Below are 14,160 nucleotides of genomic sequence, written 5' to 3'. Positions count from 1 at the left end.
GTTCTCCTGGTCGTTGCGGCCGCCTTGTGCGATCCGCTTGGCAACATGTGCGACCTCAAGCTAAGTTGAGGTCAAACGATTTGGCGAACGGAAAAATCGATGAGACCAAGCGACTTACTCGGTATAGGCGATCTGGCCCGGCGCACCGGCCTTTCGGTTTCGGCGATCCGCTTTTACGAGGAGCGGGGGCTGGTGCATCCGCAGCGCGATGGCGGCAACCGCCGCCGCTTCCGCCGCGCGGATATCCGCCGATTGAGCTTCGTGCTGATCGCGCAGCGGCTGGGCCTGACGATAGAGGAGATCGGCGCCGAACTTGCCAAACTCCCGCAAGACCGGGCGCCGACCGCGCGGGACTGGGAACGCAGCAGCCGCCGGATCGCGCAAGTGCTCGACCGGCGCATCGCGGCGCTGGAAAAAATGCGTGCGGACCTCACCGGCTGCATCGGTTGCGGCTGCCTCAGCCTGAAGAAATGTGCGCTCTACAATCCCGGCGACGCATGGGCGGCCAAGGGTGCCGGTCCGCGCGTTCTGCTGGAAGGGGAGAGCGAGGCTTAGGCGGCGGCGCGCTCCATTTCCTTCAGCGCCTTGCCCGCGCGCCAATAATGCCACACCGCCCAGGGGGTGAACGCTGCGCCGGTCAGCAGAGCGTAGCGCAGCGATTCCTCACCGAAAGCGCCGCGATACACATCGGACAATATGCCGATCGCGGTCGGCCCGGCACCAAGCCCGATCAGGTTGATGACGAGCAGCGTGATCGCCGCCCAGACGGCGCGCATCTTCAGCGGCGCAAGACCCTGGATCAGCGCGAAAGTGGGGCCGAGATAACAGCTCTGGAACAGCAGCGCGATGAAATAGCTCGCCATAGCCCACCAAGCGTCCTGCAAGAGATAGAGCGCGAAGAGGAAGGGCAGGGCCGCGGTTTTGCCCACTGCAATCATCATGCTTTGGCTGTGCAAGCCGTGGCGTTCGGCCAGCCGGTCGGCCAGTTTGCCGCCGCCAACGGTTCCGGCGACGCCCGCGACCGCCAGAATCGGCGCGATGTAGAGCGCGATCTCCAGCTTATCGAAGCCGAAGCTGCGGATATAATAAGCCGGACCCCAGGAGGTGAGCGCGTAGCCGATCATCGAGGTGATGGTGACGCCGGCCACCAGATGGCGCGCGGCGCGGTTTTGCCAAAGGGCGCGGAACCCGTCCCAAAGGCTAGGGCTGCTATCGTCGGCCACCGTCTGTGCGGCGTCCGACATGCCGCGTGGCGGCTCCACCGCGAACAGGCGCACCGCGATGGCCAGCAGAATGCCGGGCAGGCCGATGACGAAGAACGCCATGCGCCAGCCGTAAAAATGCGCGATCGTGCCGCCCAGAATGGTACCCATTGCCGCGCCCAGCGTAACGCCAAGCGAATAGATGGCGAGAGCGCCCGCGCGCTTCTTGGGCCCGTAAAGATCGGCGATCATCGAATGGCTGGGCGGGCTGGACCCGGCTTCGCCGATCCCCACCCCGATTCGGGCGAGCAACAGATGGACGAAATTGTTCGCGAATCCGCACAGCGCGGTGGCTCCGCTCCACAACGCCAGCGCGATGGAGATGATATTGCGGCGGTTCTTGCGATCGGCCAGCCATGCAACCGGTATGCCGAGCGTCGCATAGAATACGGCAAAGGCAAGGCCGGCGACAATGCCGATCTGCGTGTCCGTCAGCACCAGATCCGCCTTGATATCCTCGATCAGGATCGAGAGGATCTGCCGGTCCATATAGCTGAAAAAATATGTAATCGTGAGCAGGGCGAGCGTGATCTTGCGCGCCCGCGGGCTGACGCCCGGCATCACTGTTTCGGCGAAATCCGCCGCCTTGCTTGCCATTCGGCCTCTCCTTTATCGGTCACAGAGCTAACAGCGATGCGGGCTGCGTCAAAGCATTTCGAAAGACCGGTATGGTGGGGCGGTGCGCGCTCGCGTCAAGCGGTGGTAAAATGGGAGGGGAACGCTAAATGCCCTGACATGAGTTTGCTTGGACGGATCATCGGCTCGCGCATCGAACGCGGCACTCTTGCGTTTTTCTGGCCCGACGGCAGCGTCGAGCGCTTCGGAATAAAGACCGACGGCTGGCCCGACGTCGCCTTGCGTTTTCACGACAAGAAAGCGGAGCGGCGGATCGTCACCAATCCCAATCTCGGCATGCCCGAAGCCTATATGGACGGCAGCGTTACCGTCGAAGAGGGCGACATCTGGGATCTGATCATGCTGGTGCGCCGCAACGCACCCTGGGAGGCCGGGGCCGAGGTGGGCGCGCGCAAGCCGCTGGCGCGTGCCGGCGAGTGGCTGCTGAGCCGCGCGGACCAGGTCAACGGCATCGGCCGATCGCGCCAGAACGTCGCGCATCATTATGATCTCAGCAATGATTTCTACCGGCTCTGGCTGGATGAAGACATGCAGTATAGCTGCGCCTATTGGCCCGAAGAGGGCATGACGCTGGAAGAGGCGCAGACCGCCAAGAAGGCGCATATCGCGGCCAAGCTGGCGCTGGAGCCGGGGCAGCGGGTGCTTGATATCGGCTGCGGCTGGGGCGGCACGGCGCTGTATCTTGCCTCGCTCATGGACATCCGCGTTCACGGCATCACGCTGAGCACCGAGCAGCTGGCCCTGGCCAAGGAGCGCGCGGAGAAGGCGGGCGTGGCAGACCGGGTGACGTTCGAGCTGGTCGATTATCGCGATCTCGCCGCGCGTGAGCCGGAGAGCTTCGATCGGGTGGTCTCGATCGGTATGTTCGAACATGTGGGCCAGCCCAATTTCGAAACCTATTTTGCCTGCCTGCGCAAGCTGATGAAGGCGGACGGCGTCGCGTTGATCCACACGATCGGGCGTTTCGGCGGGCCGGGTGCGACCGATGCATTCACGCGCAAATATATCTTCCCTGGCGGTTATATCCCGGCACTGTCGGAAACGCTGGAGGCGAGCGAGAAGACCAAGCTGATCCACAGCGATATCGAGACGCTGCGGCTTCACTACGGATATACGCTGCGGGCCTGGTATGAGCGGGTGGTGGCGCAGAAGGACAAGGTCGTCGCCATGTATGACGAGCGCTTCTACCGGATGTGGATTTTCTATCTGGCAGGTGCCGCCGCGGCCTTCGAAGGCGGGGGAATGTGTAATTATCAGATCCAGTTCGTCCGCGAACGGCGCGCATTGCCGCTTTCGCGCGATTATATGCTGGAAGCGGAAAGGCGCTATCTGGGCAAATGAAGGGTGGGGGCGCCGGTCAGACGAAAATAGCGACCGACTGCATCCCCATCATCACCGGCCGGCCGTCGGCATTGCGCAGCGACATATATTGGCTGCTCGATCCATCGGCGGCCTGATGGCCCTCGGCATCGACCCACCACCAGCCGTCCGTGGTTTCGAGGGCATCGGTGAGGAGGTTGAACTGCCAGTTCATGCTGCTGACCGGCCCGGGCTTTTCCATCGCGCCCATAGCCGCGGGCGGCAGCGCGTCGCCGATCGCCATCAGCTCGACCATCGGATCGAGCCCCTCGCGCTCTTTCAAACGGTGCCAATTGGCTAGATGCACATTGCCCTTGCCCAGCTCCAGCCGCTTGTCGGGGTAATGGAGCTGTGATGTGAAGAATTCCGGCGGGCCGCTGCGCGTTTCCTCGTCAGACGGAAGCGGCGGCAGCTCGATGTTCGGGACGAGGTCGAAAGCGATCGAACTTTGACGGCCGTTCATGAAGATGAAGCTGGCGATCATCCCGATGCCGCCTTGGCTTTCGAGCTCGACTTGAACGAAGGCCGTGTTCTTGCCGCGGCGGAGCAGGCGGCGCTTGGCGGTCACTGTCTCCGCGATGGGGCCGACGAACGCGATCTGCCCGCTCTTCAAAGGTGGCAGATCGTCCTCGATCGTTCGTGCCGCTTCCAGCGCGATGGCGCTGGAGAGGCCGCCATAAGCGGTGCGACCCTGCATCCAGCCTGAAGGAACGGCTACGGAAAGGTCATTCGCGCGGAATGTGTTCAGAAGTTCGGATAGGCTCATGGAAGCCGGTGTAATGGGGGCGCGGAATGCCGCAACCCCCGATTGCATCAGTCCAGCGCTTCGTTCTTCTCGCCCTTCTCGGCGCGTTCCTTCTCGGCGGGCTTGCGCTCCTCGAACTTGGCGGCGAGGTCTTCGGGCACGCCCTTGTCGAGCTCTTTCTTCGCCACCGGGAAGATATCCTCTTCTTCCTCATCGATATGATGCTCGTACCGGTGACGCATCTTCTTGAACGTGGCGATCCAGCCGGGGCTGGACATGTCGGTTTCCTGCAGCTCCTCCAGAAAATCGTCGATCTCCTTATGCTCGGACACGGAGTGCGTGCCTTCTTCGCGCATATCAGGATCCTGCAGCATCACGGCATAGAGCGACTCTTCCTCGGCTGCCGCATGGGCAGTCACTTCGATCCGGAACTTCTTGAACAGCTCCTCGCGTTCGGCGCTGTCGCCGCTGGTGTCGCCGATTTTTTCGAGCATCTCGCGATGGCGGTCGTGGTCCTGTTTCAGGCGTTCGAAAATATCGGTCATGAGAGCTCCGTCGGTGCTTTGAATGTTCACGTCGATCAATGGCGGGCGGGGATTTCGGTTCCCGTTACGGGGCCGGAACGCTTGGGGCTGCGGACGGTTAATTCCGCATGATCGATCTCACGATGCTCGCCGCCGCCGCCGCCGCCGCCCCGACCCGCAATGCGCTCGATCCCAATGCGGCAGTGGATAAGGTCAGTGGATGGCTGCACTGGATCGATCTCAACTGGCCCAATTTCGTGGCCGCGGGCATCACGTTCCTGCTGTTCCTGCTGTTGGCCTATGCACTGGGGCAGATCGTCCGTCGCAGCCTGGCGGCGCGGCAGCGCAGCGATCTGGGAGCGGTGCTGGGCTCGCTCGTGAAATGGGCGCTGATCCTTTGGGGTCTCCTCATCGCGCTCACCATCGTAATGCCCAGCCTCAATCCGGGCGATCTGGTGGCGGGGCTCGGCGTCAGCTCCATCGCGATCGGCTTTGCCTTCAAGGATATTCTGCAGAACTGGCTGGCTGGCCTCCTCATCCTGCTGCGTCAGCCCTTCCGCGTGGGCGACCAGATCGAGGTCGATACGCATGTCGGCACGGTGGAATCGATCAAGACCCGCGCCACCAACATCCGCACCTATGACGGCCAGCGCATCGTGATCCCCAACAGCACGGTCTATACCAACAGCGTGGTGGTGAAGACCGCCTACGCCACACGGCGCGCGGAATATGATGTCGGCATCGGCTATGGCGACGATCTTGATGCCGCGCGCGATGTGATTCGCCGCGCGGTCGATGCCTGCGAACATGTCGACAGCGAACATGGCATCGACGTGCTGACCTGGGATCTGGCCGCAAGTTGGGTCACGGTGCGCGTGCGCTGGTGGACCAAGAGCCTCCGCGAAGATTTGGTGGCAACGCGCGCCGAGGTAATCCGCGCGATCAAATATGCGCTCGACGAGGCGGGGATCGACATGCCTTATGAAACGCACGTCCATCTGTTCCACGATCAGACAGAAGATATCGACGGCGTGCGCGGCGAGCAGCGAGAAGGCTGGCCGGGCGGCGGAGACGTGCCGGAGCCGCGCTGGCGCAAGCAGATCAAAGAGGAAATCATGAAGGGCGCGACGGAATAGGCGCGACGGTTCCAGATCGTGGTGCGCGTGCCAGCGAGCCTGGGGATGCCGAAGTCTTCGGGGGCACTCCCCCGGATCAAGCCTCAGTTCCGGAAAATGGTGGGCGTAGGAAGGATTGAACTTCCGACCCCCGCGATGTCAACACGGTGCTCTACCACTGAGCTATACGCCCATTTTCCGGTGGTCACGCCCCTCGTGGGGCGCGATCGAAGGCCGCTCCTCTAACGACAGGAGCGCCGGCGTTCAAGTGCCTAAATCAGGCCGCTCTTGCTCTCGCCCTGAAACATGCGGTCCACTTCCAGCACCAGATCGCGCAAGTGGAACGGCTTTGACAGAAGTTTCGCACGAGGAACGGCCTCGCCAGCGCGCAAGGTGACGCCGGAAAAACCAGTGATGAACATCACTTGCGTATCGGGGGAAACCTTGCCGCAATGCTGGGCAAGCTCGATCCCGTCCATTTCCGGCATGACGATGTCGGTGAGGAGCAGGTCGAACCGCTGCTCCTTGAGCAACGGCAGTGCTTCCGTACCGCGATCGACGGCCACCACTTCATAGCCCGACTTTTCCAGGGCGCGCGTCAGATAGCCCCGCATCGCCTCTTCGTCTTCGGCCAGCAGGATACGGATCGGGTCGGGCATAAGGGAGGCTCGGTCTGTTCGGGATGGGATCGATGATGTGTGCTTGTCATAACCGATAGAAGTTTATTTTCTATGGCCGAAACGGCGGCCGGGCGTGATTGCGCGTAGGTGCCGGGCGGACTATCTCGGCTGATGATGGCCGAATGCGAACCCGATCGCCTGCCAAGTTTTACCGGCTATGGACTGGACGATCCCGCCCGCCCGCTGCTGATATCGATACCGCATTCAGGCCGCGTCTATCCGCCCGACCTGCTAGCCCGGTCCCGGGTGTCGCCATCCATCCTGCAGCGGCTTGAAGACCGCTATGTCGATCTGCTGGCGAAGGCCGCGATCGATGCCGGCTTTCCCTGTATCGTCGCGCATCGCCCACGCGCTTGGATCGATCTCAATCGATCGGAGCGCGAAGTGGACGCTGCCATGATCGAAGGGCTGAACGCGGATGAGGTCGATCCGCCTAATGCCAAGGTGCGCGGAGGGCTGGGGCTGGTCCCGCGCTGGTTGGGTACGGCCGGGGAGTTGTGGACCGGTCGTCTGGACCGGAGCGAGCTCGATCGGCGCATTGCGGAGGATCACCGGCCCTACCATCGCCGGATCGCAGACGTGCTGCGCGCGATGCGACGCCGCCTCGGTTGCGCGCTATTGCTCGATCTGCACAGTATGCCGAGCTTGCGTTATCCCGCGGGAGCCGCTCCCCGGATCGTCGTAGGCGATCGGTTCGGGCGCAGCGCATCGAGCCGCTTGGCATCGCTCCTTGTCGAGCAGGCACGCCAGGAGGGGTGGGAAGCGGCGCTGAACCATCCCTATGCGGGCGGCTATGTGCTGGAACGTCATGGCAATCCGGCAGGGCATATTCAGGCGCTGCAACTGGAAGTGGATCGGGGGCTCTATCTTGATGCCCTTGCGCGCGAGCCGGTGACCGAGGCGGTGAACGGCATGGCGCAGTGGCTGCTCCGCGCAGTCGCCACATTGGAGCTGGAATTGACCGAGCAAAGCTGGCCGAATGCTGCCGAATAGACCCTGAAACAAAAAGACCACCCCTTTCGGGGTGGCCAAGGCTCAGGGAGATGACGCCCCAAGGACGCCCGACGGACAAGAGGGGGAATGTCCGTCCAATCCTAAATGGCCTGTGCGCCCTTTGGTTTCAATATTCCGACACAATAAAATGCAAAGTCCGTGCCGGAAAAAGCTTGGCTCTGCTCAGCCGGGCCACATCCGGTGGAAATAGGGCATTTTGTCGATAAACTGATGCTTTAATGCACCAAGCACGTGGAGAGCGATCAGATAGATGAACGCGCCGCCGAGGTTCTTGTGGACCGTGTCGATCAATTCATGGCCCTGCTTATCCGCAGAAACCGGGAGATCGGGCACGGTGAATAGGCCGAAGAAGTCAATACCCTTGGATCCGCCATGGCTGGATACCAGAAGCCAGCCGGCAAGCGGCGCAGCAATGATCAGGATATAGAACAGGACGTGCACGATCTTCGAGAGAACGCGTTCCCACCCCGCCAGTTCGGCTGGCAAAGGCGGACGCGGATGCGTGATTCGCCAGAGCACCATGATGATGCTGAAAAACAGGACCGAAATCCCGATGGCCATATGCGGCCCCATCAACGAACTACGAGCCGAACCGCTGGCGCCCTCTGCCAATTTCGCCAGAACGAGATTGGTGATGATCAGCGCGGCAATCAGCCAGTGAAGGATGATCGCCACCGTGGAGTAGCGATCGCGGCCGTTGCTCGTAGTCGTTGCCATATGATTTAGACCTGTGGTGCTTCGGTCACCTGCGGCATTTTACCGAGCTGAACCTGACGTGAGAAAAGCTCCCGCATCAACTGGAGTGAGAAGAGGTGGGCATGGATCAACGGAAGCATGCCGTTTTGGTTCATCTTGCGAAGTTCGTCGCCACGCAGATCCTTCAGCTTCTGCTCGTCGATCATGCCGAAGCCGCGGTAGATGAAGGGCTGTTCCACACCGTTCTGCTGGATCGACACCTCGCCATCCATGATAAGGCCGCTCTTCTTGAGGTCCTCCATAAAGGCCTGGGTGCGCGCGCCGGACTGCTCGAAATCCTCGCAGAACTTCAGGATATTCTTGGTTGCTTCGCTGGGCTGGCCGTCCTCGAACAGCTTTTCGCCTTCATCGAACGGGCCGATCGCGCCGGCTTCGGGATCGAAGCAAAGCGACAGCTCATCGCTGTCCTGCTGGAGACGCGCGAGTAGGAAGGGGTAGCGGCGGATATAGGCCGGCAGATAGACCGGCTGGTCGAGCTTGCCTTCATCGTTGATGAAGGTGTTGACGCCCTCGTTCATGCCCATCAGCGCCAGCGGCACCGGCTGGTCGCCCGACGAGAAGATTATCGGATAGCTGCGCGAGCAGGGCACGAACTCATCGACCGTGATGGGAATGGCATGCTGGTTCGAAAGGAACTTGGCATCGTCCAGACCGCGCGTGCGCCAGTCGCCATGCTGTTCGCTGTTGAGCGGAACGAGGTCCTTGTAAAACATCGGAAGGTTATTGGGGGTCGGCGCACTCGCCATCACTTCTGCTCCATTACACTTGGCGGGCCGCGGACGGCCTCGAATATTGCTGGCAAGGCCTTAGGTTGCGCCGCGGAGCCGCGCAAGAGCAAGCGCAGGAACGGGACACCCGCGATGGCGGGGTTGACGTGTCAGTTCACTCCACGTTCAATGGCACAGCATATAGCAGCGGCATCGCAGCCGATCGTTTCGAATTGCTTGGGGAATATGCGTGATCTGGCAATGGCTCGCCATTCTGACTGCCAGTGCGGCCGCCGGCGGAGACATGATTCCGGCAGACCCAGTAGCCATGCCGATGGTGGACACCATGTCCCCGGCACCGGAGCCGGTGTTTCAGGTGCGGATCGAGCAGCGCATCATCATCCGCATCCCGCGTCGCTCGTCTGATCGCGTGCAGCTTTCGGCCACCCGGCCAGCGCGCACACCGGCCGCCGCTCCGCCGCCCCGGCTGGTCGAGAAGAAGATGAAACAGTGCCTCGCGTCCGATCAGATCGTCGGCATGACGCCCTCGCGCAGTCGCGCACTTGATTTCATCACGCGCGATCGCCAGCGCATTCGCGCCTATCTGGACGGTGGCTGCCTCGCGATGGACTTCCACGCCGGGCTCTACATGGAGCGAAGTAAAGACGGGAAGGTTTGCGCAGGCCGCGATGTTCTGATGGCGCGTTCGGGCATGCGGTGTGAGATTGATCGCCTACGCCGCGTTGTTGCGGAAACGAAAAACTGAACATTCTGGTGGGGCGGCGGCGCTTGTAGTCGGGGGGTCTGGCTTCGGATCGCTTGACTAAGGCGCCACTTTACAGCATTGGCAGCGGGTCTCGCGCGGGCCCTTTCCCGCAGCGACGCATGCGCATGTGCAAGACCGGATGGATGACAACGACTTCTCCCGGCAAATATCAGGAACATGGATGACCTTCGCCGATCTCGGCCTTTCCGATGAACTCCTAAAAGCGGTCGATGAGGCCGGCTATACAGAGCCGACCCCGATCCAGGCGAGCGCCATTCCTTCGGTGCTGATGATGCGCGATCTGATTGGTGTTGCGCAGACCGGAACGGGCAAAACGGCCAGCTTCGTCCTGCCGATGATCGACATTCTTGCTCATGGGCGCAGCCGCGCACGGATGCCGCGCTCGCTCATCCTTGAGCCTACGCGCGAACTGGCCGCGCAGGTTGCCGAAAATTTCGAAAAATACGGCAAGAACCACAAGCTCACCATGGCCCTGCTGATCGGCGGCGTTTCGATGGGTGATCAGGTCAAGGCTCTCGAAAAAGGCGTCGACGTGCTGATTGCCACGCCCGGCCGGCTGATGGATCTGTTCGATCGCGGCAACATCCTCCTCAACGGATGCGAATTGCTGGTGATCGACGAGGCGGACCGGATGCTCGACATGGGCTTCATTCCGGACATCGAGAGCATCTGTTCCAAGCTTCCCGCGACGCGGCAGACCCTTTTGTTTTCGGCAACCATGCCGGGGCCGATCAAGAAGCTTGCGGACAAGTTCCTCTCCAATCCCAAGCATATAGAGGTTGCGCGCCCAGCGACGGCGGCGAAAAATATCGATCAGCGTCTGGTGAAGCTGAGCGCGCGTTCCAAGAAGGCGAAGCTGCGCGAACTGCTCGAAAGCGAAAATGTGCAGAACGGTATCGTCTTCTGCAATCGCAAGACAACGGTCCGCGATCTCAACAAGGAGCTGAAGCGCCGCGGATTTGCCAGCGGTGAAATCCATGGTGACATGGACCAGCCCGCGCGCATCGCCGAGTTGAACCTCTTCAAATCGGGCGAGGTCAATATCCTGGTCGCCTCCGACGTTGCCGCGCGCGGCATCGACGTGAAGGGCGTCAGTCATGTCTTCAACTATGATTGTCCATGGCATCCGGACGATTATGTCCATCGCATCGGCCGCACCGGCCGGGCGGGAGCCACGGGTGTCGCCTACACGTTCGTAACGCCGGACGATGAAGAGGCGCTCGAGAATATCGAGAAGCTGATCGGCACCAAGATCCAGCGCCAGGACAGCGATGCGGCGACGAAGGACAGCGGTTCATCCGGAAAAGCGGCTGAGCCGGAGCAGTCGGCAATATCCGATGAGCGCGAAGAGAAGCCTGCGCGTTCCAACCGTTCGCGTAGTCGTGGTGGGCGCGCGAAGGATACGTCCACGCTGTCCGAAGAAAAGGTAGTGCCGTCGCGCAAGACGCAGAGCGACAGGCGGGCTGATGGAAATGCGCGCAAGTCAGATGTGGCTGGCGACTGGAACGGGCCGGTGCCCGACTTTCTCAGCGTCGGCATCTGAAAACCGGCGTCTGCAACGCATCCTGAAGCAAGACACAAAAAAGGGCGCCGCGGCGCCCTTTCTCATATCAGTCTGATCGAACGATCAGGGGCTGACCGGCTCATCATTATTGTCGTCGGCGACAACGATGATCGCGCCGATGATGGCTGCGACAACTACGATGCCGATGAGCACGTTGCTGCCGGCAAGATCGCTATCCTGATCGACGGAAGCGCCGAGACGCTCAGCACCGGCGACCGAAAGCGCGCTTGCGGACTGGGTTGCCTGCGCCATGGCCGGAGCGGCCGTCAGCGAAAGCATGGCAGCGGCTGCTGCAATCTTTCCGAGTTTCATAATTGTCTCCCTCACTTTTGATCTTTGAAAAAATCGCTCGGTCCATACACCGGTCATTCGATCGAGGCAATGTTTGCAGTGCAGCAAATTCCTGAGCGTGCCTTATTTATCCTTGGCCTGATAGACCGGACGGCCATTCACCCAGGTTTCCAATAGCTTCGTCGCGCGGATATCCGAGGGGCTGGCAAGCATGATGTCCCGGTCCACCAGAATGAAATCGGCGCGATGTCCGGGCGTCAGACTGCCGAGGTTCTTCTCGGCAAATTCTGCGAACGCTGCGCCGGTGGTGTATGCGGCGAGGGCCTGTATGCGGCTGACCGCGTCCTGCGGGCGCCACCCGCCAAAGGGTTGTCCGTCAGGGCCGGTGCGCGAAATCGCGGCCGCGAACCCGGCAAACGGATCGGGCGCCTCCACCGGGAAATCGGAGCCGAAGGCCAGTTTCCCGCCGTCGCTCAGGATCGTTCGCCAGGCATAGGCACCTTCCAGTCGACCCGGTCCCAACCGCGCTTCGGCCATCTGGCGATCGCTGGTCTGGTGGGTCGGCTGCATGGAAGAGATGATGCCGTTGCGGCCAAGGCGCGGCAAATCGACGGGATCGACGATCTGCACATGTTCGATGCGCCACCGGCGGTCGCCATCATAGGTTTCCGCCAGCTCGTCGATCGCGCCGAGCACTTCTGCATTCGCCGCATCGCCGATCGCATGCGCCGCGGTCTGAAAGCCGTCCATTGACGCACGGCTCATCAGATTACGCAATTCTGCGCTGCCGAGCATGGGAAGCCCACTCTGATCGGGCGCGTCGGCATAAGGCTGCTTCAGCCATGCCCCGCGGCTGCCCAGCGCTCCGTCGAGATAAAGCTTCACGCCGACGAGCTTCAGCTTGTCATCGTACAGCCAGGGGGTCGGGCGCGGCCCGGCGATGGCGATCATCTGATCGATACCGGCGGCATAGGCTGCGATATGCATGTTCAGCCACCCGGCATCGCCTGCGCGCCTGTAAGTCTGCCAGTCTTCGATCGTGGTGCCCATATCGGCCGCGCCGGTAACGCCGTGGGACAGGAGCAGGTCCTGCGCTTTGGAGAACGCCAGATCGCGTTCGGCAGGGCGGGGGACGGGCACGAATTTCTGTATGAGATCGCCGGCCTTGTCGACGAACACCCCGCTGGGTTTGCCGTTCGCCATTTCGATCCGGCCGCCGCTGGGCACTTCGGTCTTCGCGGTAATTCCCGCCGCCTCGATCGCTGCGCTGTTGGCCCAGCCGGCATGTCCATCGACGCGTGAGAGCCAGACCGGCCGATCGGAAACTACCACGTCGAGATCGGCTGCGGTGGGGAAGCGGCCAAGGCCCCATTTTTCCTGATTCCATCCCGTCCCGATGATCCAGCGCCGCTCGGGATATTCGCGCGCATAGGCCGCGATCGCGGCCTGCGCCTCGGCCAGCGAATTGGTCTGCGAGAGGTCCAGCGTCAGCTGCTTGAAGCCCAGCTCCATGATATGGCCGTGAGCATCGATGAAGCCGGGCATCAGCGTGCGGCCATCGCCATCCTTGCGCCAGTCAAGCTCGCGCGGGCGCTTGTCCTTGCGATCGAGCAGTTTTGTGACTTTGCCGTCACGGTCGATCAGGATGCCGGTGAAGCGGATAAGCTGGCCATCATCATCCAGCGTGAAGCCGTTGACATTGTCGTACAGCCCATCGGCCATCGCCGGAGCTGAGAAAAGCGACGATGCGAGCAGCAACGCGCCCGCAAAACGGCCCAGTAATTTCAATCTTTGTCTCCGCCCTTGCGCAGCCGTCGGATCAGCGCGCTGGTATCCTGCCGGTTGCCGCCCATCGCCTGAACCTCGGCATAATATTGATCGACCAGCGCTGCGTTGGGCAGGCTGGAGCCGTTGCGCCGCGCCTCGTCCAGCGCCAACCCGAGGTCCTTGCGCATCCAGTCGATCGCGAAACCGAAGTCGAACTCGCCCGCAGCCATCGTGTCCCAGCGATTGTCCATCTGCCAGCTTTGCGCAGCGCCGCCCGATATAGCTTCTTTCACCTTGGCCAGATCGACATCGGCGGACTGCGCGAACCGCACCGCTTCCGAAAGCCCCGACAGCACGCCGGCGATGCAGATTTGGTTCACCATCTTGGTGGTCTGCCCCGCGCCCGGCCCGCCGACATGGACGATGCGTGCGGCGTAGGCGTCCATCACCGGCCGCGCGCGGTCCATCGCCGCGTCCGAGCCGCCGCACATGATGGCAAGCTTGCCGTTTTCCGCACCCGCCTGCCCGCCGGAGACCGGGGCATCGATGCCGTGACAGCCTTGCTCTTCCAGCTTTTCCGCTAAGTCGCGGGCGATATGCGCGGACACGGTGGTATGATCGACGAACAATGTCCCTTCGGCCATTCCGGCAAAAGCGCCGTCCTGCCCAAGCGTTACGGAGCGCAGATCGTCGTCATTGCCGACGCATGTGAAGACGATCTCGGCCCCCGCAGCCGCTTCACGCGGGCTCGCGGCCATGGCGCCTCCATGCTGTTCCACCCAGTCATCAGCTTTTGCGCTGGTGCGGTTATAGACGGTCACATCGTGTCCGGCGGCTGCGAGGTGCCCGGCCATGGGAAAGCCCATAACGCCGAGCCCGATAAATGCGATCTTGGTCATGGCGTCACGTCCTAACGGGCGTTGCGCGTAAGGGCCAGACAGGTTAGCCCGCGC

At 61.9% G+C, this 14,160-nt stretch carries 15 protein-coding genes and 1 tRNA gene; 6 read left to right on the top strand and 10 right to left on the bottom strand.

Annotated elements, in window-relative coordinates; all coding sequences use genetic code 11:
* Positions 1-99 precede the first annotated feature (99 nt).
* Positions 100-555 (top strand): redox-sensitive transcriptional activator SoxR, encoded by a 456-nt coding sequence (gene soxR, locus I6A82_RS00785; protein WP_198093331.1) that lies wholly within the window; start codon positions 100-102, stop codon positions 553-555.
* Here soxR and I6A82_RS00780 read toward each other — a convergent pair.
* Positions 552-1,859 carry a spinster family MFS transporter gene (locus tag I6A82_RS00780; RefSeq protein ID WP_198093330.1) on the bottom strand — a complete coding sequence of 436 codons (1,308 nt, stop codon included), beginning with the start codon at positions 1,857-1,859 and terminating at the stop codon, positions 552-554. The two genes, soxR and I6A82_RS00780, sit on opposite strands and share 4 nt — an antisense overlap.
* A 138-nt stretch (positions 1,860-1,997) precedes the next feature.
* On the opposite strand from I6A82_RS00780, the gene I6A82_RS00775 reads away from it, so the two are divergent.
* On the top strand, positions 1,998-3,239 hold the full coding sequence (locus tag I6A82_RS00775; RefSeq protein WP_198093329.1) for an SAM-dependent methyltransferase: 1,242 nt from the start codon (positions 1,998-2,000) through the stop codon (positions 3,237-3,239).
* Between the two features lie 16 nt (positions 3,240-3,255).
* Here the strand turns inward: I6A82_RS00775 and I6A82_RS00770 are convergent, their stop codons facing one another.
* Both I6A82_RS00770 and I6A82_RS00765 read right to left on the bottom strand, forming a co-directional pair.
* Complete coding sequence (locus I6A82_RS00770; RefSeq protein ID WP_198093328.1) at positions 3,256-4,023, bottom strand: thioesterase family protein; 768 nt, start codon at positions 4,021-4,023, stop codon at positions 3,256-3,258.
* A gap of 47 nt (positions 4,024-4,070) precedes the next feature.
* Positions 4,071-4,547 (bottom strand): hemerythrin domain-containing protein, encoded by a 477-nt coding sequence (locus tag I6A82_RS00765; protein WP_198093327.1) that lies wholly within the window; start codon positions 4,545-4,547, stop codon positions 4,071-4,073.
* A gap of 107 nt (positions 4,548-4,654) precedes the next feature.
* On the opposite strand from I6A82_RS00765, the gene I6A82_RS00760 reads away from it, so the two are divergent.
* Positions 4,655-5,662, top strand: coding sequence for a mechanosensitive ion channel family protein (locus I6A82_RS00760; RefSeq protein WP_198093326.1), 1,008 nt, complete (start codon positions 4,655-4,657; stop codon positions 5,660-5,662).
* A 97-nt stretch (positions 5,663-5,759) separates the two neighbouring features.
* On the opposite strand, the gene I6A82_RS00755 is transcribed toward I6A82_RS00760, so the two are convergent.
* Together I6A82_RS00755 and cpdR are read right to left on the bottom strand one after the other, a co-directional pair.
* A tRNA-Val gene (locus tag I6A82_RS00755) sits at positions 5,760-5,834 on the bottom strand.
* Positions 5,835-5,913: 79 nt separating this feature from the next.
* A complete protein-coding gene (gene cpdR / locus I6A82_RS00750; RefSeq protein ID WP_187334581.1) occupies positions 5,914-6,300 on the bottom strand; it encodes a cell cycle two-component system response regulator CpdR in 387 nt (128 codons plus the stop codon).
* Positions 6,301-6,432: 132 nt separating this feature from the next.
* On the opposite strand from cpdR, the gene I6A82_RS00745 reads away from it, so the two are divergent.
* Positions 6,433-7,314, top strand: a complete 882-nt coding sequence (locus I6A82_RS00745) for an N-formylglutamate amidohydrolase (RefSeq protein WP_198093325.1) — start codon at positions 6,433-6,435, stop codon at positions 7,312-7,314.
* A gap of 183 nt (positions 7,315-7,497) precedes the next feature.
* Here the strand turns inward: I6A82_RS00745 and I6A82_RS00740 are convergent, their stop codons facing one another.
* Entirely contained in the window at positions 7,498-8,052 is a 555-nt protein-coding gene (locus I6A82_RS00740; RefSeq protein WP_198093324.1) for a cytochrome b, read from the bottom strand.
* Between the two features lie 5 nt (positions 8,053-8,057).
* Positions 8,058-8,837 (bottom strand): SapC family protein, encoded by a 780-nt coding sequence (locus I6A82_RS00735; RefSeq protein ID WP_187334578.1) that lies wholly within the window; start codon positions 8,835-8,837, stop codon positions 8,058-8,060.
* A 211-nt stretch (positions 8,838-9,048) separates the two neighbouring features.
* Between I6A82_RS00735 and I6A82_RS00730 the strand changes: the two genes are divergently transcribed.
* Positions 9,049-9,564, top strand: coding sequence for a hypothetical protein (locus tag I6A82_RS00730; RefSeq protein WP_198093323.1), 516 nt, complete (start codon positions 9,049-9,051; stop codon positions 9,562-9,564).
* Between the two features lie 181 nt (positions 9,565-9,745).
* A complete protein-coding gene (locus tag I6A82_RS00725; protein WP_198093322.1) occupies positions 9,746-11,128 on the top strand; it encodes a DEAD/DEAH box helicase in 1,383 nt (460 codons plus the stop codon).
* A gap of 84 nt (positions 11,129-11,212) precedes the next feature.
* On the opposite strand, the gene I6A82_RS00720 is transcribed toward I6A82_RS00725, so the two are convergent.
* The 3 genes from I6A82_RS00720 to I6A82_RS00710 form a co-directional block, all read right to left on the bottom strand.
* Positions 11,213-11,461 (bottom strand): hypothetical protein, encoded by a 249-nt coding sequence (locus tag I6A82_RS00720; RefSeq protein WP_198093321.1) that lies wholly within the window; start codon positions 11,459-11,461, stop codon positions 11,213-11,215.
* 102 nt (positions 11,462-11,563) lie between these two features.
* Positions 11,564-13,162: an amidohydrolase gene (locus tag I6A82_RS00715; RefSeq protein ID WP_198095426.1), complete on the bottom strand. Its 1,599-nt coding sequence runs from the start codon at positions 13,160-13,162 to the stop codon at positions 11,564-11,566.
* A 62-nt stretch (positions 13,163-13,224) separates the two neighbouring features.
* Positions 13,225-14,148, bottom strand: coding sequence for an NAD(P)-dependent oxidoreductase (locus I6A82_RS00710; protein WP_269750380.1), 924 nt, complete (start codon positions 14,146-14,148; stop codon positions 13,225-13,227).
* Positions 14,149-14,160: the final 12 nt, after the last annotated feature.

Source organism: Novosphingopyxis sp. YJ-S2-01, from assembly GCF_016093175.1.
In the GTDB taxonomy this organism is placed as follows: Bacteria; Pseudomonadota; Alphaproteobacteria; order Sphingomonadales; family Sphingomonadaceae; genus Novosphingopyxis; species Novosphingopyxis iocasae.
Note: the sequence above shows the minus strand (reverse complement) of the source record. Positions and strands in the feature narration are given on the sequence as shown.